General features: G+C 72.0%; 21 protein-coding genes. 10 read left to right on the top strand and 11 right to left on the bottom strand.

What is annotated here, in order from left to right; all coding sequences use genetic code 11:
• Window positions 1–485 precede the first annotated feature (485 nt).
• Complete coding sequence (locus AB0I73_RS33620; RefSeq protein ID WP_363043828.1) at window positions 486–779, bottom strand: WhiB family transcriptional regulator; 294 nt, start codon at window positions 777–779, stop codon at window positions 486–488.
• Window positions 780–1,210: 431 nt separating this feature from the next.
• Between AB0I73_RS33620 and AB0I73_RS33615 the strand changes: the two genes are divergently transcribed.
• From AB0I73_RS33615 to AB0I73_RS33605, 3 genes are all read left to right on the top strand, one after another.
• Window positions 1,211–1,627 (top strand): CBS domain-containing protein, encoded by a 417-nt coding sequence (locus tag AB0I73_RS33615; protein WP_363043818.1) that lies wholly within the window; start codon window positions 1,211–1,213, stop codon window positions 1,625–1,627.
• 294 nt (window positions 1,628–1,921) lie between these two features.
• Window positions 1,922–3,562 (top strand): helix-turn-helix domain-containing protein, encoded by a 1,641-nt coding sequence (locus AB0I73_RS33610; RefSeq protein ID WP_363043816.1) that lies wholly within the window; start codon window positions 1,922–1,924, stop codon window positions 3,560–3,562.
• Between the two features lie 422 nt (window positions 3,563–3,984).
• A complete protein-coding gene (locus AB0I73_RS33605) occupies window positions 3,985–5,445 on the top strand; it encodes an amino acid permease (protein WP_363043814.1) in 1,461 nt (486 codons plus the stop codon).
• A gap of 133 nt (window positions 5,446–5,578) precedes the next feature.
• Here the strand turns inward: AB0I73_RS33605 and AB0I73_RS33600 are convergent, their stop codons facing one another.
• The 4 genes from AB0I73_RS33600 to AB0I73_RS33585 all read right to left on the bottom strand — a co-directional run bounded on the left by AB0I73_RS33600 (window position 5,579) and on the right by AB0I73_RS33585 (window position 10,228).
• A complete protein-coding gene (locus AB0I73_RS33600) occupies window positions 5,579–6,877 on the bottom strand; it encodes a diacylglycerol kinase family protein (RefSeq protein WP_363043826.1) in 1,299 nt (432 codons plus the stop codon).
• A 296-nt stretch (window positions 6,878–7,173) separates the two neighbouring features.
• Window positions 7,174–7,833, bottom strand: a complete 660-nt coding sequence (locus AB0I73_RS33595; protein ID WP_363043812.1) for a DUF308 domain-containing protein — start codon at window positions 7,831–7,833, stop codon at window positions 7,174–7,176.
• A gap of 191 nt (window positions 7,834–8,024) precedes the next feature.
• Window positions 8,025–8,570, bottom strand: coding sequence for a hypothetical protein (locus AB0I73_RS33590; protein ID WP_363043810.1), 546 nt, complete (start codon window positions 8,568–8,570; stop codon window positions 8,025–8,027).
• 29 nt (window positions 8,571–8,599) lie between these two features.
• Entirely contained in the window at window positions 8,600–10,228 is a 1,629-nt protein-coding gene (locus AB0I73_RS33585; RefSeq protein ID WP_363043824.1) for an MFS transporter, read from the bottom strand.
• 237 nt (window positions 10,229–10,465) lie between these two features.
• Between AB0I73_RS33585 and AB0I73_RS33580 the strand changes: the two genes are divergently transcribed.
• Both AB0I73_RS33580 and AB0I73_RS33575 read left to right on the top strand, forming a co-directional pair.
• Window positions 10,466–11,302 carry an MBL fold metallo-hydrolase gene (locus AB0I73_RS33580; protein ID WP_363043808.1) on the top strand — a complete coding sequence of 279 codons (837 nt, stop codon included), beginning with the start codon at window positions 10,466–10,468 and terminating at the stop codon, window positions 11,300–11,302.
• 241 nt (window positions 11,303–11,543) lie between these two features.
• On the top strand, window positions 11,544–12,425 hold the full coding sequence (locus tag AB0I73_RS33575; protein WP_363043822.1) for an SDR family oxidoreductase: 882 nt from the start codon (window positions 11,544–11,546) through the stop codon (window positions 12,423–12,425).
• A 148-nt stretch (window positions 12,426–12,573) separates the two neighbouring features.
• Here the strand turns inward: AB0I73_RS33575 and AB0I73_RS33570 are convergent, their stop codons facing one another.
• Entirely contained in the window at window positions 12,574–12,798 is a 225-nt protein-coding gene (locus AB0I73_RS33570; protein WP_363043806.1) for a helix-turn-helix transcriptional regulator, read from the bottom strand.
• A complete protein-coding gene (locus tag AB0I73_RS33565; protein ID WP_363043804.1) occupies window positions 12,798–13,418 on the bottom strand; it encodes a DUF2975 domain-containing protein in 621 nt (206 codons plus the stop codon). The genes AB0I73_RS33570 and AB0I73_RS33565 overlap by 1 nt, the downstream gene beginning before the upstream one ends.
• 420 nt (window positions 13,419–13,838) lie before the next feature.
• Here AB0I73_RS33565 and AB0I73_RS33560 point away from each other — a divergent pair, with 420 nt between their 5' ends.
• Complete coding sequence (locus tag AB0I73_RS33560; RefSeq protein WP_363043802.1) at window positions 13,839–14,507, top strand: DUF998 domain-containing protein; 669 nt, start codon at window positions 13,839–13,841, stop codon at window positions 14,505–14,507.
• Window positions 14,508–14,579: 72 nt separating this feature from the next.
• Window positions 14,580–14,792, top strand: coding sequence for a DUF4287 domain-containing protein (locus AB0I73_RS33555; protein ID WP_363043800.1), 213 nt, complete (start codon window positions 14,580–14,582; stop codon window positions 14,790–14,792).
• A 141-nt stretch (window positions 14,793–14,933) separates the two neighbouring features.
• Here AB0I73_RS33555 and AB0I73_RS33550 read toward each other — a convergent pair whose 3' ends face one another.
• Both AB0I73_RS33550 and trkA read right to left on the bottom strand, forming a co-directional pair.
• Window positions 14,934–15,308 (bottom strand): hypothetical protein, encoded by a 375-nt coding sequence (locus tag AB0I73_RS33550; protein ID WP_363043798.1) that lies wholly within the window; start codon window positions 15,306–15,308, stop codon window positions 14,934–14,936.
• A gap of 62 nt (window positions 15,309–15,370) precedes the next feature.
• Complete coding sequence (trkA, locus tag AB0I73_RS33545) at window positions 15,371–16,678, bottom strand: Trk system potassium transporter TrkA (protein ID WP_363043796.1); 1,308 nt, start codon at window positions 16,676–16,678, stop codon at window positions 15,371–15,373.
• Between the two features lie 822 nt (window positions 16,679–17,500).
• On the opposite strand from trkA, the gene AB0I73_RS33540 reads away from it, so the two are divergent.
• Window positions 17,501–18,058 carry a hypothetical protein gene (locus AB0I73_RS33540; RefSeq protein WP_363043794.1) on the top strand — a complete coding sequence of 186 codons (558 nt, stop codon included), beginning with the start codon at window positions 17,501–17,503 and terminating at the stop codon, window positions 18,056–18,058.
• Between the two features lie 334 nt (window positions 18,059–18,392).
• Here the strand turns inward: AB0I73_RS33540 and AB0I73_RS33535 are convergent, their stop codons facing one another.
• On the bottom strand, window positions 18,393–19,091 hold the full coding sequence (locus AB0I73_RS33535) for a methyltransferase domain-containing protein (protein ID WP_363043792.1): 699 nt from the start codon (window positions 19,089–19,091) through the stop codon (window positions 18,393–18,395).
• Window positions 19,092–19,519: 428 nt separating this feature from the next.
• Between AB0I73_RS33535 and AB0I73_RS33530 the strand changes: the two genes are divergently transcribed.
• Window positions 19,520–20,986 carry a DUF4173 domain-containing protein gene (locus AB0I73_RS33530; protein ID WP_363043820.1) on the top strand — a complete coding sequence of 489 codons (1,467 nt, stop codon included), beginning with the start codon at window positions 19,520–19,522 and terminating at the stop codon, window positions 20,984–20,986.
• Window positions 20,987–21,092: 106 nt separating this feature from the next.
• On the top strand, window positions 21,093–21,698 hold the full coding sequence (locus AB0I73_RS33525; RefSeq protein WP_363043790.1) for a methyltransferase domain-containing protein: 606 nt from the start codon (window positions 21,093–21,095) through the stop codon (window positions 21,696–21,698).
• A 237-nt stretch (window positions 21,699–21,935) separates the two neighbouring features.
• Here the strand turns inward: AB0I73_RS33525 and AB0I73_RS33520 are convergent.
• Window positions 21,936–22,308 (bottom strand): hypothetical protein (locus AB0I73_RS33520; RefSeq protein ID WP_363043788.1); only part of this gene is annotated, 373 nt, incomplete at its 5' end.

The following is a 22,308-nucleotide window of genomic DNA, read 5'->3' as shown; positions in this document are numbered from 1 at the left end:
GCCCGCCGGGCCCGCGGCCGGCAGCCGATCGGGCCGACCATCGCGATCCGGCCCGGGAGGGCGGTCCGAGGAGACGAGTCACCGGCGCTGCCGTGTCGACGATCGGGCCGGCCCTCGAGTCTCATCGTCCGGTCCGCACGCGATGTGCCGGGCGCGCGGGCCGCGGCTCACCGGGTGTCCCCGTGGAAGCGCCCGGAACCACGGTCGCCCTTGCCCTTGCGCCGGGCCGACGCGGCGGTGGCCGCGGGACCGGGCGGGTGTGCCACCCGGAGCGGGGCGCAGGCCGACGGCGAGGCTTGCGAAGGCGCGTCCCTGCCCGGGGGCCGTGACGGCACACCTGGGGCAAGGACAGGTGCCCACCGGCAGAGGGGTCTCAAAAAACCACCAGGGATCTTCGGGGGCATGCGGGAGCGCCCTGCCCGACGTCGACGTGTTCGGGACGACCCGAGGCTGCGCTGCATGGCCGACACCCCGGCTGTGAGTGGTCATTCCCGACGCGCGCGAACCGCTCTCCCCGTCGTTCGTCCCGCCGGGTCGTCGAACAGCTCCCGGCGGATGGCGCGACGCTGCGCGGCGGTGGTCGCACCCCAGATGCCGACGTCCTCCCCTTGCTCGACGGCCCACCGGCGGCAGGCGAGCAGGACGCGGCAGCGACGGCAGACCGCGCGGGCCCGAGCAACCTGGGGCTCGTTGTCCCGCTCGATCAGAGGGAAGAAAAGCTCGGGGTCCTCATCCACGCACGCGGCATCGCGGATCCATCCGCGTGAGGCGGGGAACAGGTCGGTGCTGAAACGAGAAGGCAGACAGTTGTCCGGCACGGCACACCTCCGCCAGATGCCGGCTGAGCCGGCAGGTGGCTGCGACACGGGCGTGCCGCAGGCCCGGCAGAGGTCGTGCTTTCCACTGTAAGACCGGGTCTTCAAACGGCCGGCGGCCGGGGCCCGGTGCTCCCGTCCAGCAGTCCGGTCAGCAGGGTCCGGGTGGACGTCAGTCCCTCCGAGAGCTCCCGCCTGCGGCGCACGCGTCCCGGTCGGCTCCCGGGCTTGCGGGCACGGCTGACCTGAGCGTTCAACGAGTCCTGCCGTGGCCGAGGAGCCCGTGCGGAGCCCCGTTATGGCTTGTGTTCCGCGGGAACCCACGCCCTTGCGGCCGTGTTGCCGGACGGCACCACGGACCTGCCGCACATACGAGGGAAAGGTTCACGACCACCATGACGACAGCCCGCGACATCATGACCGGCGGCGCCGAGTGCATCGGCGCCCAGGAGACGGCGCTGGACGCGGCCCGCAAGATGAAGGACCTCGGAGTCGGTGCTCTGCCGATCTGCGGCACCGACAACGAACTCAAGGGCGTGCTGACCGACCGGGACATCGTGGTGAAGGTCCTCGGCGCGGGCAAGGACCCCGCCACCTGCCCGGCCGGCGACCTCGCGCAGGGCGAGGCCGTGACCATAGGCGCTGACGACGACGCGGATGAGATCCTGCGCACGATGATCCAGCACAAGGTGCGACGCCTGCCGGTGATCGACGGGCACGACCTGGTCGGCATGGTCGCACAGGCCGACGTCGCCCGCTCGCTGCCGGATCCCGAGGTCGGTGACCTGCTCCAGGCTCTCTCCACCGGCTGAGCCTCAGCCCGTGCCCCGGCCGCTTTGCTGGAAGCAGGGGAACGGACAGCAAGGCCGGGGCACACGGGTCGGTGCAGTCAGCCTGCACGTTCATGCTCGGGCGGATGCGGTGAACGGCCTGACCGAGCCCTGCGAGCCCTACGAGCCCCGTGTTCATACTCCGGTTCGAAAGGCATCGTGCCGTCGCACGCGCCGCGGTCCACACATACCCCCCACGGTCCCCGTCACATACCTCCCACGGTCCCCGTTGCCGAGTGGATAGCATCACGCCCGGCGTGGCTCCCGGCAGAGGCGATGATCATAGATTCGGACGCGGTACCTCCGCTCACAACGAGCATCAGCCTGCGCGAGTTGCTGATGGCACTGGGTGATGCGCTGCTGGAGGTGCAGGCCGCTCCCGCCGGACTGGACGTCGAGATCCGCGGCGTCGCCCTGCTCGACCCCGAGGACCCGCCGACCACTCGGCCGGGCGAGCTGGTTCTCGTCATCGGCGCCCGTGGCCGAGCCGCTTATCCCGCGCTGCGGGCCGCCGGGCGCGACGGAGCCGCCGCCGTCGTGGTCAAACTGGACGGCCCCGGCCAGGCCGCGGCCCTCAGCGAGACCGCCGCCGAGGCCGGGGTCGCCCTGCTCTCGTTGCGCGGCGAAGCACGCTGGGAACAGGTGAACACGCTGGCCCGCGCCGCCCTCGACGACGTGCCGCCGTGCCGCCCGGGCGAAGGGGCCGAGGAGGGCGACCTGTTCTCGCTCGCCCAGACCACCGCCATCCTCACCAGCGGCATCGTCAGCATCGAGGACGCCGCCCACCGGGTGCTGGCGTACTCCCGCTCCACCGACTCCGACGAGATCGACGACCTGCGGCGGCGCTCCATCCTCGGCTGGCAGGGACCGGAGCCGTATCTGGCGAAGCTGCGCGAGTGGGGCGTGTTCCAGGACCTGCACTCCAGCGACGAGGTGATCAGCATCGACAGCCATCCCGAGCTGGGGATCCGTCGCCGGCTCGCGGTGGCCGTGCGGTCCGGGGGCCGCCAGCTGGGGACCATCTGGGTGCAGGAGGGCTCGACGCCGCTGTCCGAACGCTCGGACCAGGCACTGCTGGGTGCGGCCCGGGTCGCCGCGCTCCACCTGGTGCGCCGCCGCCGGGAGCTCTCGGAGGGACTGACTTTCACCCGGACCCTGCTGGCCGGACTGCTGGACGGGAGCACCGGGCCCCAGCCGCTCGCCACCCACCTGGGATTCGACGCGACCCGTCCGGCCGCCGTCCTGGGCTTCTCGTACGAGACCGCGGATGCCGTCGCCGCCCCGGAGCTGACCCACGTCGAGGTCACCAACCTGGTCTCCGTGCACATGGCCGCCCGGCACCGCAGTGCGCTGGTCGCGCAGGTCGGTACCCGCCTCTACGTGCTCCTGCCCCAGTTGCCGCGCAGCATCGACGTGGACACGCTGCGCGGCTGGGGCCAGGAGATCACCGACGCCGCACGCCGCCATCTGGACCTGCCCCTGCGCGGCTCGGTCGGTTGCGTGGTGTCCGGGCTCGGGGACGTCCCGGAGTCGCGCCGGGAGGCCGACCGCATCCTCGACGCCATGCTGGGGACCGACGTCCCCACCGCGGTCGCCGCGCTGCCGGACATCCAGGCGGAAGTACTGGTCAGTGAACTGCTGACGCTGCTTTCCACCCACCCCGAGATACGGGATCCACGGCTGACCGCCCTCCTCGAGCACGACAGCCGGAACCAGGGCCGCCTGGCGGAGACCGTCCTGACCTATCTGAACTCCTTCGGTGACGTACGGGCCGCCGCCGCCCAGCTGTACGTGCACCCCAACACGCTGCGCTACCGCATCCGCCGGGCCGAGGAGCTGACCGGTCTCGAACTGAGCCGTCCCGACCAGCGTCTGCTCGCCATGCTCCAGCTGCGGCTGCCGCCGCCCGCCACCTGATCCCGCTTCCTTCCGCATTGGCCGGCCGGACAGCCGATCGGAGGCGGGTTCGTCGAGCCGCACAAACACATCGGCTCACGGCCCCTCATACGCTTGCGCGAATTCATCCCCGCAAGCGATGCGGACCGCCTTTCGCACCGCCTCTCACGAGGAGACGGAGCACAGCGCCGACGTGCGATGACGACCCCATCATCGACACCGCATCCGAATACCGAACACAACCCCCCACATGGTGAACGCTTTCGAGAATTTCCAGGGTCATGGTCGGCCCACTGCCGACCCGTTGCCGAACCGGCCTGCTCGTCCCCGCCGATCACGGGGTATCCGGAGATCCGGATCGCCGGTGATCGGCGATCGGTGGCCCGGTGACACGGCAGCCACTCCCGCAGGACTCCCCAACCCCACTTCGGACGGATGTCGACATGACTGCACGCGCCCCTGACTCCCTGGCCCCGGCCCCCACTCCACCGGTCGGCGGTCAGCCCCCGGAGCAGTCGGGTCTGAAGGCCGGTCTCAAGAACCGCCATTTGTCCATGATCGCCATCGGCGGTGTGATCGGCGCTGGCCTCTTCGTGGGCTCCGCCTCCGGTATCGCCGCCGCCGGGCCCGGCATCCTGCTGTCGTACGCGCTGGTCGGAGCCCTGGTCGTCCTGGTGATGCGGATGCTCGGCGAGATGGCCGCGGCCAACCCGAGCTCCGGCTCCTTCTCCGCCTACGCGGACCGGGCGCTGGGCCGTTGGGCCGGGTTCTCGATCGGCTGGCTGTACTGGTTCTTCTGGGTCGTCGTACTGGCCGTGGAGGCGACCGCGGCCGCCGTGATCCTGGAAGGGTGGGTGCCGGCCGTACCGCAGTGGGCCTGGGCGCTGATCGTGATGGTGGTGCTCACCGCCACGAACCTGCTCTCGGTCGGTTCCTTCGGCGAGTTCGAGTTCTGGTTCGCGGGCATCAAGGTCGTCGCCATCGCGGGCTTCATCGTCCTCGGCGGCCTGGCGATCTTCGGTGTGCTGCCCGGCTCCGACAGCACCGTGACGGGCTTCGCCCACCTCACCGAACACGGCGGTTTCCTGCCGCACGGGCCCGGAGCGATCCTCACCGGCATCCTGCTGGTCGTCTTCTCCTTCATGGGCAGCGAGATCGTCACCCTCGCCGCCGCCGAGTCCCCGAACGCGCAGCGGGCGGTCGCGAAGGCCACCAGGAGCGTGATCTGGCGGGTCGGCCTCTTCTACGTCGGTTCGATCCTCGTCGTGGTCTCCCTGCTGCCGTGGAACGACCCCGCGATCCAGGAGAAGGGGTCGTACGTCGCGGCCCTGAACTCCATCGGCATCCCGCACGCCGGCGAGATCATGAACTTCATCGTGCTGACCGCCGTGCTGTCCTGCCTCAACTCCGGCCTCTACACCGCCTCCCGGATGGCCTTCTCCCTGGGCGAGCGCGGCGACGCCCCGCAGTCCTTCGTACGGACGAACGCGCGAGGCGTCCCGCAGGCCGCGATCCTGGCCTCCGTTGCCTTCGGCTTCGTGGCGGTCGCCTTCAACTACCTGTGGCCGGACACGGTGTTCCAGTTCCTGCTGAACTCCTCGGGTGCGGTCGCGCTCTTCGTGTGGTTGGTCATCTGCTTCTCGCAGCTGCGGATGCGGGGCATCATCCTGCGTGAGAACCCGGAGAAGCTCGTCGTCAAGATGTGGCTGTTCCCGTATCTGACGTGGGTGACGATCGGGATGATCTCGTTCGTGCTCGTCTACATGCTCACCGACGACAGGGAGGGCGGCGGACGGAGCCAGGTGGTGCTCTCCGTGCTCGTGGCCGCGCTGGTGATCGCGATCTCGTTGGTCCGGGAGCGGAGGCGCCCGAGAAGCACCGAGGAAGCGGTCGCGTCCCGGTAGCCGTCGCGAACCGCCACCCGGCGGTCCAGGCTCCCCGCCGTCCTCGGCGGGGAGCCGCCGCTGTTCCGGCGGGCGCGGGGCCGCGCACGGGCGCCGGCGGACGGCCCCGGAGAACCGCCGGACGAAACGGCGATCACCGCCGTGACCCCGACCGAGCCGTCCACCGGTCCGGGACCGGACGGCCCAGCGCCAACCGCGCCACGCGCGGCCAGTCGGCCGCCGCCCCGCCGCCCCGCGGCGCGTGAGGGCGGTGGCGCGGCACGCGGACCCGGAGCGCACCGGGCGCGCTGCGGCACACCACGGGGGACGGCAGGACGACGTGTTCTCCGTCGATGCCGACCGGGAGGGTGTCCGTGCCGGCCTCGACGACGACTTCCTCGGCGGTCAGCCGGACGAGCCCCCCGGAGCGCGGACCGCGCACGATGCGTGCCGCGTCGGCGGTGCTGCCGACCCGCACGCACACCAGGCCGAGGAGCCCCGAGTCCAGCCGCTCCCTGCGCCCCGGACGGGCCGCGTCCACGGCACGTCCGTAGGGGTTGTTGCTGACGAGCAGGGCCTGGAGCCCGTCGACGCGCGTCCGGCCGGCCCGTGCCCGCAGCCTGAGCGCCTCTTCGCCGGTGAGGAGGCCGGGAAGGGTGCGCAGGGTCGTGCGGGTCTTGGCGTCCCGGTACGCGGGGTCGGTGACGACGGACGCGTACGTCCCGAACGAGGCGTTGTTGACGAAGACCCGGTCCGCGGCGTACCCGAGGTCGACGCGGAGTTCGACACCGTCCGTCAGGGCCCGCAGGGCCGCGGCCGGATCGTCGCGGTCGAGGCCGAGGTCGAGGGCGAAGTGGTTGCGGGTGCCCGCGGGGATCACCACGAACGGCAGGTCGTGGTGCGCCGCGACCTCGGCCACCAGGGCCTGGGTGCCGTCGCCTCCCGCCACCGCCAGCAGGTCGGCTCCCTCGGCGACGGCCTGCCGGGCCAGCTCGACGACGTCCTGGCCCGCGTCGAGCAGGACCACCCGGCAGCCCGCCGCCCGGGCCTTCTCCGCCAGCTGGAAACGGCCCACCTTGCCGCCGCCGGAGCGCGGATTCATGAGGATCCAGGGGGCGCGGGGTTCCTTGACGACAGACTGTCCGGCCTGTCCGGTTTGTCTGGCCCGTTCGGTCCGTTCGGAGACGGTGTGACCGTGTGCCGGGACCGTACGTGCCGCCGTGACGGCCAGCGCCCACAGGGCCAGGGACACCAGGGCCGGACCCAGCAAGCCGAACGCGGCGTACAGGGCGAACACGGTGACCGGTGCGGCCACCGACAGGACCGCCCCGAGGACGCGGAGCACACCCGTGTGGGCCAGGACCCACCACACGCCGACGGCGGCGAGCGCGAGCCCCGCGAGGCCGACCAGCACCCACAGCACGCTCCGCAGACCGGCGGCGACGAGCGGCACCAGGATGCTTCCCAGGAGGGCGAGCAGGGCGAGGCGGGCTCGTCCGGCCCCGCCTTCGGGCGCGGCCGGGGCCCTCGCCCCGCCCGGTCCCCTCGTGCCACCTCTGCGCCGTTCCACCTGTCGGCCCTTTTCCTGGCGATCCCGGTCGCGCGGCGGCCCTCGCCGTTCGTTTCGTTCGTTTCGTTCGTCTCGTTCGTCGGCGGTGAAGGTGTGCTCGGGGTGCGCGGTCCCGTCGGAGTCGGGCGGGCCCGGGGCGTGGCCGGGGTCATGGGCGCTCCTCCGCGGCGGTCGCGGTGTCAGGCCGCCGGGAGGGGTGTGTGCGGCCCCGTGGAGTGTGCCTTTCGGAGCGCGGCCCGCCAGGCGAAGGCGACCACCACCTCGGCCAGGCCGAGCAGGACGAGCCACAGGCCGAGCAACCGGGTCAGGGCGCGGGCCGATTCGGTCGGCAGGGCGAGGACCACGATCCCCGCGACGATGGCGAGTACGGCCGTGCCCAGGACGACGCCACGGTGCGGCAGGTCCTGGGCGGCGAGGGCCGTGTAGAGGGTGAGGAGGCCGGAGAGGAGCCAGAGCACCCCGACGATCAGGGAGAGCGCGGTGATCGTCTGCAGCGGGTTCCGCAGGCACAGCACTCCGGTCAGGACGTACAGCACGGCCAGGAGCAGCCCCGGGAGCCGTTCGTGCCCCTCCCGCGCGAAGACGGCCACGAACCGGAACGCCCCGGTCACCAGAAGGTACAGGCCGACGAGGACGGCCAGGACGTGCAGGGTCGCCTCCGGCCAGACCAGGACCAGGATGCCCGGCACCAGCGTCGTGACGGCCGAACCCAGGAGCCAGGTCCACGAGCGGCCGAGCCGCGCGAGTGCGTAGGTGGGGTCGCCCATCGGATCGAAGGGCACTCGGTCGGGACGGTGTTCCGACCCGGTGTGCGATGCCGGACCACGCGGCACGGACATGGTTCCTCCTCGCGTGATCGGTCGGTCGCTTCCGGACGCGCCGACGGGCGATGTGACGGGCGGTGTGTGCGAGGGCCTGACCGATCCAGGGTATGTCTGTCCCCGGGTGCCGGGATCACCCGCCGCGGGTGATCCCGGCACCCGGTGCAGGTGGCCCTTCGTCCGGTTGTCGGCACTCCGGGCCGTGCGTCTCAGTGCTTCAGGACGATCTTGAAGGAGACGATCAGCAGGCCGATCAGCAGATTGACCGACGCGGTGGCGGCCATCAGCCGCCGGGAAGCACCGGCGCGGTGTGCCGCGGCCACGGACCAGCCCACCTGCCCGGCCACGGCGACGGAGAGGGCCAGCCAGAGGGCGCCCCGCACGTCCAGGCCCAGGAGCGGGCTGACGGCCACCGCGACGGCCGGCGGGAAGGCGGCCTTGACGATCGGCCACTCGTCACGGCACACGTGCAGCACCATCCGGCGGTCCGGAGCCCGCTGTGCCAGCCGCGCCCCGAACAACTGGGCGTGCACGTGCGCGATCCAGAACACCACCCCGGTGAGCAACAGCAGCAGCACCAGCTCGGCGCGGGGGAACGAGCCCAGCGAGCCGGCGCCGAGCACCACGGAGGCCGCGAGCATGGATCCGTAGACGGCGCCCGTGTAATCCGCGTGGACCCGGCGCTGGGCCCGGCGCGCCCGCCGGTCCGTGGCCGGGCCGGCCCTGGTCCTGGTTCTTGTTCTTGTTCTGGACACGTCTGACTCCCTTGGTCCCAGCCTTGGTCTCAGTGCGCCGGGCCGGTCGCTTCGGCCGGGGCACCGGTGTCCGGCTGCCGCGGACGGCTGCCCGGGGCGGTCGGCAGATGCGGTGTGACCAGGAAACTGGCGAGAGCGACGCCGCCGGTGGCCAGGATCGCCGCCTTCAGGCCGGCCAGCTGCGCGGAGGCGTAGGAGTCCGTGACGGCGTCCACCTCGGACGGCGGCAACCCGGCACGTTCGGCCGCCGAGCGCACCTGACCGGTGGAGACGAAGGTGACCCCGGCCTCGAGGGAGACACCGACCTGCGCATGGGTCTCTTCGGACAGGCGCGGGTCGTCCGCCACCTGTGTGGTGAAGGCGTGGGCCAGCGCACCGATGAGGATCGACCCGATGAGCGCGGTGCCCAGCGCCGAGCCCAGGTTCTGTGCCGTGAACTGGAGCCCTCCGGCCTCGCTGCGTTCCTCCTCACCGACGCCGGACTGGACGACGTTGCCCAACTGCGAGGCGAGCAGGCCGACCCCCACGCCCAGCAGGGCCATGGCTCCGGCGAACTGCGCGTCGTCGATGACCGGATCGATGGTGGCCAGCAGCCACACGATGGCCGCCGTCAGGGTGATCAGGGCCACCCGGACCACCCGGCGCGGCCCCCACACCCGTCCCAGTGGGGACGCGGACAGGGAGGTCACCAGCATGGTGGCGGACACCGGGAGGAGGCGCAGCCCGGTCTGGAAGGCGTCGAACCCCTGAACGACCTGCAGATACAGCGGGATGGTGAAGAACAGCCCCAGGAGGATGAGGTTCTGGCTCAGCAGGGTCAGCAGGCCGGACCGCAGCACGGGCCTGCCCAGCAGGGACAGGTGCACCAGGGGGTCGTCGCCCCGGCTGTCGCGCCGCCGCTCCCAGTTCCGGAAGACGGCCAGGACGGCCACCCCGGCGCCGACGACGAACAGCGTCGGGGCGAAGCCGAACACGGTGAAGGGCGGGTTCCGCGGCTGCACCCATCCCCATGTGCTGCTCTGCAGCACACCGAGCACGCCCAGTCCCAGTCCGGCCGCCGAGAGCGCGGCACCGACGCCGTCCAGCCGGGGAGGCGGGCCGGTCCGGACGGGCGTCGCGATCACCCGACGGCACAGCAGGACGGCCACGACGACCACGACCTCACCGGCGAAGACCAGCCGCCAGGTCAGGTACGTCGTCATCCAGCCGCCCAGCAGCGGGCCGACCGCGATCCCGGCACCGGCGAGTCCGCCGATGACCGCGTAGGCGACGGCCCGGTCCCGCCCGCGGTAGGACTCCGCGACGAGGGCGACCATGGCCGGCAGCACCATGGCGGCTCCGAGCCCCTCGATGACGGACCAGCCCAGCGTGAGGACCCACAGCGTGGGGGCCACAGCGGTCAGGGCCGACCCCACGCCGTAGACGACCAGGCCCAGAAGGAACATGCGGCGACGCCCGAAGATGTCCCCGAACCGCCCGCCGATGATCATGAACGCCGCCATGACCAGTGCGTACAACGTGATGACGGCCTGGATGGCGGTGACCTCCGTGTCGAAGTCGTCGACCAGCCGGCTGATGGACACGTTCATGACGGAGGTGTCCAGGACCATCAGGAACTGGGCCGTACCGAGAACGACCAGAGCCCGCCAGTGCTTCACGCCGTCCACCTCGTCGAGTCGGCCCGGTACGCCGACGGGGCCGGCCGGGCAGCGGCAGGCGCCCGCCGCTGCGTCCATCGCACCCGAGGTGCGCGCCCCGTGCCTCACCCGCCGCGGGGGAAGGGACGGCGCTCCCCAGGGGCCCGGTTTTCCCTCCGGCCCCGGGGTGTAAAACCGCGGTCGCCGATCACTCGGGGCGGGACCGGGGGAGCCACGAGCGACGGAGGGGAGTCGGCCGTGCAGCACACTCCGCCTGAAGGCACCGCGGAAATCCTGTTCATCGGCAACGCCACCCTGCTGATCCGCTACGGAGACCTGACGCTCCTGACCGATCCGAACTTCCTCCACCGCGGCCAACTGGCCCACCTCGGCTACGGGCTGGTCTCGCGCCGGGTGACCGAACCGGCCGTCGACGTGGCGGACCTGCCCCACGCGGACCTGGACGGCGTCGTGCTCTCCCATCTGCACGGCGACCACTTCGACCGGGTGGCCCGACGCGGACTGGACCGGAGCCTGCCGTTCGTGACCACCCGGCACGGCTCCCTCCTGCTGAAGGGCCTGTACGGCTTCCGCCGCGCCACCGGTCTGCGCACCTGGCAGAGCCACACCCTGCGGCACGGGGACTCCTCCGTGCGCATCACCTCGCTGCCGGGCCGCCACGCGCCCGGCCCGGCCCGGGTCCTGCTGCCGCCGGTCATGGGCAGCCTGCTGGAATTCGGCGACCGCTCGGGGGAGACCCGGCTGGTCCTCTACCTCTCCGGCGACACCCTGATGTACGACGGCCTGCGCGAGATCGCCGAGCGGTACCCGGACATCCACCTGGCGGTCCTGCACCTCGGCGGCACGACCCTGCCCGGAGGCCTCGTGGTCACGATGGACGCCGAACAGGGAGCCGACCTGCTCGACCTGCTGCGCCCGCGACGGGCACTGCCCGTCCACTACGACGACTACACGGTTTTCCGTTCCCCACTCGAGGACTTCCTCGCAGAGGCCGGACGCCGGGGTCACGACGCGCGCCTGGTGCGGTGCGCCCCGGGCGAGCGTGTGACGGTCGGCGCCGGAGCCACGGCCTGACCGGCACGCCCACGCACCGTGTCGAGGGCCCCGGTCATCCCGGTCACCCCGGTCACTCCGGCCCCGGTCACCGAAGGTTCCATGACCAGCGGACGGTTTCACCTCGCCCGATGCGGACACGCGAGGTGAGTCGCCGCCGGTCCGGCGGCGACGACCGTTCTGGCCCGGAAGGCCGAAAGCGAAGGGAGCAGCCATGCCGGAGGGGGAAGCCGCGGACCGCACGCCGCACGAGCGCCCGGCGATGCCGCAGGAGGAGGCGGAGATCTCTCCGCCCTATCGCTTCCAGCGCCAGCAACGGCCGGGGCTGGAGGCCGACATGGAAGTGCGTCCGAGGTACCTGGCGCCGAACTACCGCGGATCGGGGAAGCTCGACGGCAAGGTCGCGCTGATCACGGGGGGCGACTCGGGGATCGGCCGCTCGGTGGCCGTCCTCTACGCCCGGGAGGGAGCCGACGTGGCCGTCGTCCACCTGCCGGAGGAAGAGCGTGACGCCGCCGAGACGCGAGAAGCGGTGGAGAAGGAGGGACGCACGTGCCTGCTGCTGCCGGGTGATCTGTGCGATCCGTCCTTCTGCACCGACGTCGTCGAGCGGACGGTGGCGGAACTGGGCGGTCTCAACGTCCTGGTGAGCAACGCCGCCCACCTCAACAGTCAGAACGACCTGTCGGAGCTGACCGCCGAGGACTTCGACCGGGTCTTCAAGACGAACGTCTACGCCTACTTCCACCTGGTGATGGCGGCCCTGCCGCATCTCTCCCATGGAGACGCCGTGATCGCCACAGCCTCCGAGGAAGCGCTCGAGGGCAGCGAGATGATGATGGACTACGCGGCCTCGAAGGCCGCTGTGGTCGTCTTCACCAAGTCCATGGCCTCTCACCTGGCCCAGCGCGGCATCCGTGCCAACGTCGTCTCGCCCGGCCCCACGTGGACCGTGCTCAATCTGGCGGGCCAGCGCTTCCCCGACGACTACCTGACGAATCTGGGAAGTTCGGCCCCCATGGGGCGGGTGGCCCAGCCGGAGGAAGTGGCTCCCGCCTACGTCCACCTGGCCTCCGACGCCGACTCCAGCTTCACGGTCGGCGAGGTGATAGCCGTCACCGGCGGACTGACCGACACCCGTTGAGGCCCTCGGACCACAGGTTCTGTGCCACCGGGGTCAACTCACGCCCCGGGCCCGGGAAGACCGTGGAGCGAGTCGCACCCCTCACCGAACAGGTCCGCCTGGAAGAGCGACAGGGCCGAACACCGGGTTCAGTCCTCACGGACGGGGTTCAGTCCTCGCGGACGCTGAGCAGGTCGCCGGGCTGGCAGTCCAGTTCGCGGCAGATCGCGGTGAGGGTGGAGAAGCGGATCGCCTTCGCCCGGTCGTTCTTCAGGACGGAGAGGTTGACCACCGTCACCCCGACCCTGGCCGCCAACTCGGACAGGGTCATGCCGCGGTCGGCCAGCAGCCGGTCCAGGTGGACCTGAACCCGGTGTCCTTCCTCCGGCGGCATCAGACCAGTCCCTCGGTGTCGGCCCGTAGCTTCGTACCGCGGCGGAAGACCTCGCTCAGGGCCAGGATGAGGAAGGCGAGCAGGACGTACTCGCCGGAGAAGGCGGCCGAGAAGGGGATCAGGTCGGCCAGGGGGGTGCCGCTCACCAGCGCCTGCGTGGTGAGCGACAGCAGGGCCGGGGAGGAGAGGCCCTGCACCAGCACCGTGAGCCCTATGACGCTCAGGCGTCGGGCGTTCTGCGGTACGAAGACGTCGCCGCCGTGCAGGGTCCTGGCCATCTGGAGGAGGAGGGCCAGGATGAGGAGCAGGAGCAGGCTGCCGACGAACTCGGGCAGGGCGAGCAACAGGCGCTGGCCCAGGTCGGGGTCGGTGAAGGCGAGGTCGGCCCGGTGAGTACCGGTGAGCGTCATGCCGTGGCCCGCCGCCGCGTCGGTCACGGTGCCTGACACCGGGGCCGTGGTCCCGGTCTCGACCTCGCGGGTGTCCACCGGGTCGACGAGGCCGACCCCCCCGAGGGCCGGGGCCAGCACCCCGAAGACGCCGACCAGCAGAGTGGCCAGCCCCAGAACTGCCCCCAGCAGCCGATCGTCGGCCCGGCTCCACCAGGACTTCGTACGCATGGTTCCCCTTGCCGCCCGCAACGTGCATATCGATTGTCGATACTATCGATAGTCGATATGTGCGTTGTCAAGCTCGTGAGTCTGCTTCCTCGGCGGAGTCGGCGATCGCCGAGACCGCAGCCCGGCTCGTCCCGCGCGCCCGTACATCTCCGGGAACACCGCCCCGAAGCGGAGCCGGAGCCCGACGGCGCGGAGAGGTCCGGCCCGGAGTCCGTGCCGCCTGACGCCGATCCGTCGGGTGAGATCCGACAGGGCGCCTCCCCGCCAGCTCCCGGGACGGGGCGGGGCGGTGCTGACCGGTGGGAGGTGCCGGAACGGAGCGCCTGTGATCCGGCGCACACCGTGCGAAGCGATGACTTCCCCTCGTGCCGTCGGTCATACGAGCGACAACGACAACACCGGCACGAGGAAGGCCCGGCCATGACTCACACGCTCGGCGCGACCCGGCACACCGCTCCCGTTGCGCCCGCGGCGCGACCGGTGGCACGGCAGGCCCTGGCCGGCGGCGCGGTGGCGGGCCCCCTGTTCCTCGTGCTCGGCGTCGCCCAGGGCCTCGCACGGGACGGCTTCGACTTCACCCGCAACGCCGTCAGCCAGCTCGCCCTCGGTGAGACGGGCTGGATCCAGACGGTGAACTTCCTGCTCACCGGAGCGCTGCTGATCGTGGGGGCGGCCGGTCTGCGCCGGGCGCTGCGTGGTGCCACGGGCGGCACCTGGGGGCCGGCCCTGGTCGGGGTGTTCGGTGCCTCGTTCTGGGCCGCCGCGATCTTCCCGGCCGACGCGGGGGCCGGTTTCCCCGCCGGTGCGCCCGACGCGACCACGCTGAGCGGGCACGGTGCTGTGCACATGGTGGCCGGGACGGTCGGCTACCTCGCCCTGTGCGCGGCGTTCGCCGTTCTGGCCCGCCCGCTCGCTGCCAGGGGCCACCACGGTTGGGCTGTCGCCTCGCGCCTCGTGCCCGTGGCCGTCCTCGCCGGCTTCACGGCCTCCGCCGCCTTCGTGCCGGTCTTCACCGCGGGAGCCGGCCTCGGCCTGTTGTGGCTGGCCGCGGTGATGGCCCGCCTGGCCGTCGCCCCGAGAAACCGTTAGCCGCCCGCCGCTCCGGCGGACATCATCGTCACCACCAAGAGCATGCAGATCAGAGAGGAAACGGGGCATCCCATGACCAGCGCAGTAAAAGGTCCCGCCGGCTACTTCCCCTCCATCGAGAAGAAGTACGGCCGTCCGATCGCCGAGTGGAAGGACCTCATCCGCACCTCCCCGCTCACCAAGCACATGGAGCTCGTCAACTGGCTCAAGGCGGAACACGGCCTCGGCCACGGCCACGCCAACGCCCTCGTCGCCCACACCCTCGCCGAGGACGCCGGCAAGTGATCGGGCCGGACCGTCCGGACCGGCTCGGGGTCATGATCCGAGGGGGTGGGGGAGTCGAGCGCGACGCGCGGCCGGCCTCCGGGAGGCCGGCCCGGCTGGACGAGCCGCTCATGGGCGCAGCGAGGCGAGCCGCCCGGTCGCCTACGCGCGCCAGTAGCTGCGGCGGAGCAGTACCGCCAGGGGAACGATCTCGATACGGCCGAGGAACATGAGAGCGGTGAGGATCGCCTTCGACAGGTGCCCGAGCGGCGCGTAGGAACCGAACGGGCCGACCTCGCCGAACGCGGGGACGAGCAGCCAGACGGCGACGACGACGAGGAATCCCTCGCGGATGTCCAGCGGGGGCCGCCTGCCCGTCAGACGCTTGAGCGCCAGGCCCGTCACGGCCACGGCGAGTCCGGTGACGAGGAAGGGCCAGGAGGGTTCGCCGGCTGCAAGCGCGACGACCGCCGGCGCGACGAACGCGACCGCGAACCACGCGAGCAGAGCGCCGACGACGCCCAGCGCGGTCCGCACGTCGACGCCGAGCCGTCTGCGCGGGCGCCACCGTCGAGGACGCGGCGACGAGCGTGACGGCGTCACAGGTCGTGCTCGATCGCGGGGACGCGGTCGGGCTCGGTGAGGACGATGACGCGGTCCCCGGGCCGCAGTTCGTCCTCACCGCCGGGGAAGAAGACGGTGCCGTCGCGAACGATCGCGCCCACACCGGCTCCGGGAAGCGCGTCGACCGGACCGTGCGCGAACCGGCTGTCGGGCCGGACGGTGATGTCGAGCACCTCGAAGCGGTCGTCCCCCAGCATCGCCATCTGGTGGGTGCGCTCGTCGAACGTGAAGCGGGTCATCTTCTCGGCGGTTTCGTCACCCGGGTCGATCGTCACGTCGGTTCCGGCGGCTTCGAAGACCTCGGCGGCGGCGGGGTCCTCGAGGACCGTCAGTGTGAGTTCGACCCCGTGGACCTTCGCGAGCACCGCCGCGTACAGATTGCGCGAGTCGTCCCCGTCGGCGAACACCGCCGCTCCCGCCGCACCGACGCGCTCACGGCGCAGGAACGCCGGGTCGAGGCCCGTCGCGTGGAACACCCGTGCCCGGTCGAGTGCGGCCGCGCGCGCTCGTGCCGCATCCGGCTCGATCAGCCGCACGGAGATCCCCTTGTCGAGCAGCACCCGGGCAATGGCCGTCCCCATGCGCCCGGCGCCGAAGAGCGCGACGTCATCGACGGGATCGGCCCCGGTGACCAGCCGGCTCCACGCGCGCGCCGCCGCGGGCGACGCCATCACGATCACCCAGTCGCCAGGCCGCACCACCTCGTGCGCGGTCGGTCTGATCCAGTTCCCGTCGCGCACGACGGCGACCACCCGCGACGCCGCGGGCAGGCCCGCGTCACGCAGGGGGCGGCCGGCGAACCGCGGCGGCCGCCCCTCGCGGATGTCGACGCCGAGCACGACCACCTCGCCGCCGGCGAAGAAGTCCACGTGCCGTGCGCCCGGCACGTGGAGGACGCGCGCGACGGCGCTCGCGGTCTCGAACGCCGTCGAGACGAGGAGGTCCACGTCGAGATCACCAGCACGCCAGGCTTCCAGGTAGTCCGTCCCGGTGGCCCGCACGACCGTCCGCGCCGACGACAGCCGGCGGGCGAGCATCGCGGTCACCAGGTTGACCTCGTCCCGCGACGTGCACGCCAGGACGAGCTCGGCATCGGCCACACCGGCTTCGAGGAGCGTCTCGCGCCAGGTGCCGCTGCCGCGCGTGATCCGCACGTCGTAGGCGTGCGACACGGCCTCCAGGCGCGCCTCGTCGATGTCGATCACCGTGCACTCGTGCGTCTCGGCGAGTGACTTCACCACGGTGTGACCGACCTGCCCCGCACCCACCACGATGACCTGCACCCCAGCATCGTGGCACGTACGGGTACCGGCCGCCGCGACGTCGGCGACGAGTCCCTCGAGACCGACCGCGAGCACCCCGGACCGCGCCCGCCATGCCTGCCGACCGCAGTGCGGGGCACAGCAGCCCGCGGGCCGCGCCGATCCGCCGGCACGCGACCGGTGATCGTGGCCGAGCCGTCGCCCACCAGCTCCGGGCCATGATTCGAGGTGGCGGGGAATGGCCACGGGCTCCTCCGAAGAGGGCGCCGACCGGACGGAGTGGCACGCGCGCGGCATCGGCCCGGACACACCGAGGACCGGCTCGGGAGGAGGCCTCTCCTGAGCCGGCCCTCGGCTGCTGTGCCCCCGGCAGGATGCGGACCTGCGACACCAGCTTGAGGAGTTCTCCCCGCCCAAGGACCTGACCCGGGTGAACATTGCCTCGAGCGCGTCTCGCCCGGGAAAACACGCTTCGGTGGTTCGCGCGAGTGCGCGGGGTTTCCCGGTCTCCTGCGCACCGAATCCGTCCCGCTCGGCCCACGGGTCGAGATGGTGCCCCTCCGGGTGGTGCACGGAGTCTGAAGGCGGTGTCGCGGGTCGGGGCCGATCGCGCTGCCCGGCGGGGCATGGGATCGGGTGACGGCGCATCGGGCCCTGCCGGGAACGGCCGGCTGCTCGTGCGGACGGTGTTCCGCGGCCGTCCGGTGGGACGGCGGCCTCCACGGGGGTGATGCAGGTGCACGCGTCCACGCCCCGGGCAGGCCTGGAGCATTCCGATTCCGCTGTCGGCGGACCGTTCCGTCATCCCTTGTGTTCATGAAGATGTCGAGTAATCGTCATTACATGATTACAGAACAACAGCGAGAGCAACTGCGGGGCTGGTTCACCGGCCGGCTCCCCGACGACCTCTTCGAGGAATTGGCCGAGGTCACGGTCGACCGCGAGGAGATCACGGTGATCGGACGCATTCCCGGGCCCCGGCCGGTCGAGGACGCCTCTCCGGCCGAGCGGGACGCGGCCGTCGAGGGCCGGATCCAGGAGTTCCGGGAACGCACCCGGGACGCCCGGATCGCCATCGCCCGGGACGCGGAGCACCGCTTCGGCCGGAAGGTCTCCTGGGGGGTGGAGTGCGCCGGGCGGCGCGCCCTGTTCACCCATGTCGCCGCGCCCGTCATGACCCGGCTGCGCCAGCCGGAGCGCCTGGTCCTCGACACGCTGATCGCCGGCGGGGTGGCCCGCAGCCGCAGCGAGGCGCTGGCCTGGTGCGTGCGCCTGGTCCAGCGGCACACCGACGACTGGCTCACCGAACTGCGCGAGTCCCTGGAGCACGTCCAGCGGGTGCGGGCCCGGGGACCGGACGGCGAACGGGAGGAGGCCGGGCCCACCGCCGACGGCGAGTGAACGGCGTTGCGGATGGCGCGCGTCACCGCGCGGGACGCGCCCCATCTCGTAAGGGCCGCCGCACCACTGGTGCGGACCCCCGGGGCCGAACCTAGACTGGCGGAGGTCAGGAAGAGTCCCGATCAGGGAGATGTGCGCCATGGCCAAGCGAGCCAACAAACGACGCGGCCGCAAGAAGAAGAAGGCCAACCACGGCAAGCGTCCCAACGCCTGAGCCGACCGAGCGCGCCGCCGAGGGCGAACACGCTGGAAGCGCCCCGGCGGGACCAGTCTGCGCACGCGTCCTCGGAGGCCCGCGCGGGGCCGACGTTCCAGCAGGGCATGCGAGTCACGATCATGCTGAGGAACTCGCGGGCCCGCGGACCGGCCGCGACTCCACGGGCGACGTCCCCGCCCCGGGACAGCGCCTGGTGGACGAGCGACCGCCGTGCGCCCTTGGTCGAGGGTGAACCGCTCCGGTTCCGATGGTGGCTCTGATGGGCCTCGCCCACCGTGCTGTGGTCGCCGCGGCCGTGAACATCGGCGGTGCCGAAAGAGCCGGTCGGCCTCGGCCCGTGCCCGCTGCTCGGTGAGCCGGCCGACCGTCCGCCTGCCGGCGTGTGACGGTGCCGGCGGAGGAGGCCCCTGCGACCAGTCCGGTGAGCAAGGGTGACATCGCCGGTCCGGCGAACACTGCGGTGTGCACCTCGACCGTCACGTCGTCGAAGCCGGCGTCCAGGAGCAGGTCGCGGTACCGGCGGGCGGCGCGCGGGTTGGCGGTCAGGTCTGCGCGGGCGTGCACGACGGTGCGGGTGAGGGCCGGATCGTCGGAGCCGATGACGATGGTGTCCCGGTCCCGGCCGGCCGGGACGATCCGCCCTTCGGGCGCGAGAACCCTGCGGGCCCCTGTCAACACCCGCTCCGATTCGGCCAGTTCGTGGAACACTTCGTCGGCTCGGTAGGCGTCCGCAGAGGCGTCCGGCTGTGACGGGGCGTACGCCCCCGCGATCCGGAAGTCCGCTCCGGGCCACCGGCCTCGGGCAGCAGCGGGCATCGGCTCGCCGACCCCGGAGGTGAACGGCGGGTCACCGGATACGCCGTGCCTTCGGGGGCTGCGCGAGCGCGGACGTCCCCGTCGGCCCGGCTACTCTTGCGGGCACGCCGCCCTGCCGATCATGGCGGCCGGCTTCGCAAGCGACACCGGTACCCGCTCGACGTACCCGAGTACGTGTGTCCGGGGGCCGGTTGGGAGGGGGTCCCGTGACAGAGAAACCACCTGTGCCCGACGAACCGTACGAGCGGTCCCGGCCGTCGGGGCGAATACCTGGAACACCCGGGAAAGAGACCGCCGACACGGCGGGAGCACAGCGGGTGGGAACGCCACCGGGAGGCAGGTCGCGCGCGACGACGGGCACGCGGTCCGGCGAAGCCCTCGGACCCCTGGACGCGGGCGCTTACGCCCACGACCTCTGGTTAACCGACCTGCGCCGCGAACCGCCCCCCGCCGTGGGCACCGCCGTCCTCTGGGCGGCGCTCGCCACCGGCGTGCTCAGCACGGTGCTCCTCGACGAGGGCGTGGGCGTCAACCTGTTCCTCGTCGCCCTGCCGGCCACGCTCACTGCGTACTTCGCCGCGCGCCGGGCAGGCCGGGTACAGACCCGCCCCTGGACGCTCGCCTGGGGCATCGGAGGACTCGCCCTCCTGTCGGTCCCGGTGCTCCGCGCCGCTCAGTGGCCTTCCTTCCTCGCCGTGGCCACCGCCATCGGTCTCGCCTCACTCGCCCTCCACGACTCGCGGACCTGGGCCGGCGTCGTGCTCAGCCCCTTCGGACTGGTCGACTCGTTGTTCAAGGGTGCCGCGTGGGGATGGCGAGGAGTGCGCGCCCGCGCCGGCAACGCCTCCGACAACATGGGCTCCGTACTGCGAGCCCTCGCCGTGACGACCGTGCTCCTCCTCGTCTTCGGCGCACTGTTCGCCGGGGCCGACGCGGCCTTCGCCGATCTGCTGAACAGACTGGTCCCGGACACGTCCGTCGGCGACGGCCCCTGGCACCTGCTGCTGTTCGCCCTCGGACTCCTCGGTGCCCTCGCGGCGGCACACACCGCTGCCGCCCCTCTGCAGTGGGACAGGTTCACACCCAGCCCGGGCAGCGCCCGCGGCCGGGGCGAATGGGCGCTTCCCCTGCTCCTGCTGTGCGTGCTGTTCGCCGTCTTCAACGTCATCCAGCTCACCGTCCTCTTCGGCGGGTACGAGGCCGTCCTGGACGAGACCGGCCAGACCTACTCCGAGTACGCGCGGCAGGGCTTCTGGCAACTCCTCATCGCCACGCTCCTCACCCTCCTGGTCATCGTCCTCGCACTGCGCTGGGCACCACGCGGCGGGCCCGGTGACCGGAACCTGGTGCGGGGAGTCCTCGGCACCCTCTGCGCACTCACCCTGATCGTGGTCGCTTCGGCGGTACGGCGCATGGACATGTACGTCGAGGCGTACGGGCTGACGCGGCTGCGGATCTCCGTCGTGACCGTGGAGCTGTGGCTCGGCCTGGTCATCCTGCTGATCATGGCCGCCGGAGTCCGGGGCGCACGCCGGCTGCCCCGCGCCGTCGCCGCGTCGGCCGCTGTCGGGGCCCTCGCCTTCGGCCTGGCCTCTCCCGACGGGCTGATCGCCGAGAACAACGTGCGGCGGTACGAGAGGACCCACAAGTTCGACCTGGACTACGCGCGTGACCTCTCGGCGGACGCGGTCCCGGCTCTGGACGGACTGGAGGAGCCCATGCGGTCCTGTGTCCTCGGTCCCTTGGCGGAGGAGCTCGGTCCGGCGACGGCCTCCTGGTACGAGATCAGCTGGGGAGAGGTCCGCGCCCGGCGGATCCTCGAGGAACGGCCGCCGGTGACGACCGGCCCGGGAACCTGCGTCGGCAGCGGGGAGAACTTTGAGTACCACCGCTGACCGGGACACCCCGTTCCGCCGGTCCGGGCAGCCGGCCGGACCGACCCCGGTGCCCGGGTTCTCCGGTGCCCTTCGAGCGGCATGCGGCCGACCTATAGTTGGCCGCATGAGCCGTTGGAGGGAATTGACCGGAGAGACGTCCGGCGAGGACTACGCCGCACGGTTCGCGGCCCTGGCCCGTAGCGGGAAGGACGTGCACGGTGAGGCGCGGTTCTGCGCGGCTCTCGTGCCTGCCGGAGCGCGGGTGCTGGACGCCGGGTGCGGCACCGGACGGGTCATGATCCGGCTTGCGGAGCTCGGGTACGACTGTGTCGGGGTGGACGTCGACGCGTCGATGCTGAAGGTGGCGCGGAAGCAGGCGCCGGGACTGCCCTGGTTCCAGGCCGATCTGGCCGGGTTCGAGCCGGACCTGCTCGGCATCGCGGCGGACTTCGACCTCGTGGTCGCCGCAGGCAACGTCTTCCCGTTCCTCGCCCCCGGCACCGAGGCCGCGGTGGTCCAGCGCCTGGCCGCGGCCCTGCGTCCGGGCGGCCTGCTGGTCGCCGGCTTCGGCCTGGACGAGGCCCACCTGCCCGTGCCGCCCGGCATCACGCTGCCGGAGTACGACGACTGCTGCGCCGCGGCCGGCCTCACCCTCGTCGACCGCTTCGCCACCTGGGACGCCGACCCTTACGACGACGGCGGCTACGCCGTCAGCGTCCACCGCCGGTGAGGAGTCCGCCTCGGCGGGCGCGCAACGGCAGTCCACCGGCACCGCCGGACGCATCGAGAACAGCCAGGCCGGTGGGTGCCTCGCCTGCGCCACCCGCCGGGGACGGGCGCCGACCGACCGTCGGCTCGCGGTCGGCGCTGTTGACGGAGACGGTGACGGTCGCCTGACGCGCAGCGCAGCCGAAGGCCGGGGCCTCCCTTCGCAGACCCCGGCATGTCCGACGTGAGGCGGTATCAGCTACGCCTCTTCGCAGGTGGCCTCGTAGCTCGACTTGTAGGCGGCCTCGTAGCTTCCCCGGTACTCCGAGTTCATCGCGTTCGGGTTTTTGTGCGTCCGGTAGTTCTTCCCCATGAACTTGCAGTTCTCGCCGTCCGCCTGCCCGTCCGTCTGTCCGTCGTGCGTACCCTGTTTCGCGCCGGGAGCATTTTGATTCATTGCATCCGGGCCCTCTTCGCAGGTGGCCTCGTAGCTCGACCTGTAGGCGGCCTCGTAGCTTCCCCGGTACTCCGAGTTCGTCGCGTTCGGGTTTTTGTGCGTCCGGTAGTTCTTCCCCATGAACTTGCAGTTCTCGCCGTCCGCCTGCCCGTCCGTCTGTCCGTCGTGCGTACCC

It is taken from the genome of Streptomyces sp. NPDC050388, assembly GCF_040655635.1.
Taxonomy (GTDB): domain Bacteria; phylum Actinomycetota; class Actinomycetes; order Streptomycetales; family Streptomycetaceae; genus Streptomyces.
Note: the sequence above shows the minus strand (reverse complement) of the source record. Positions and strands in the feature narration are given on the sequence as shown.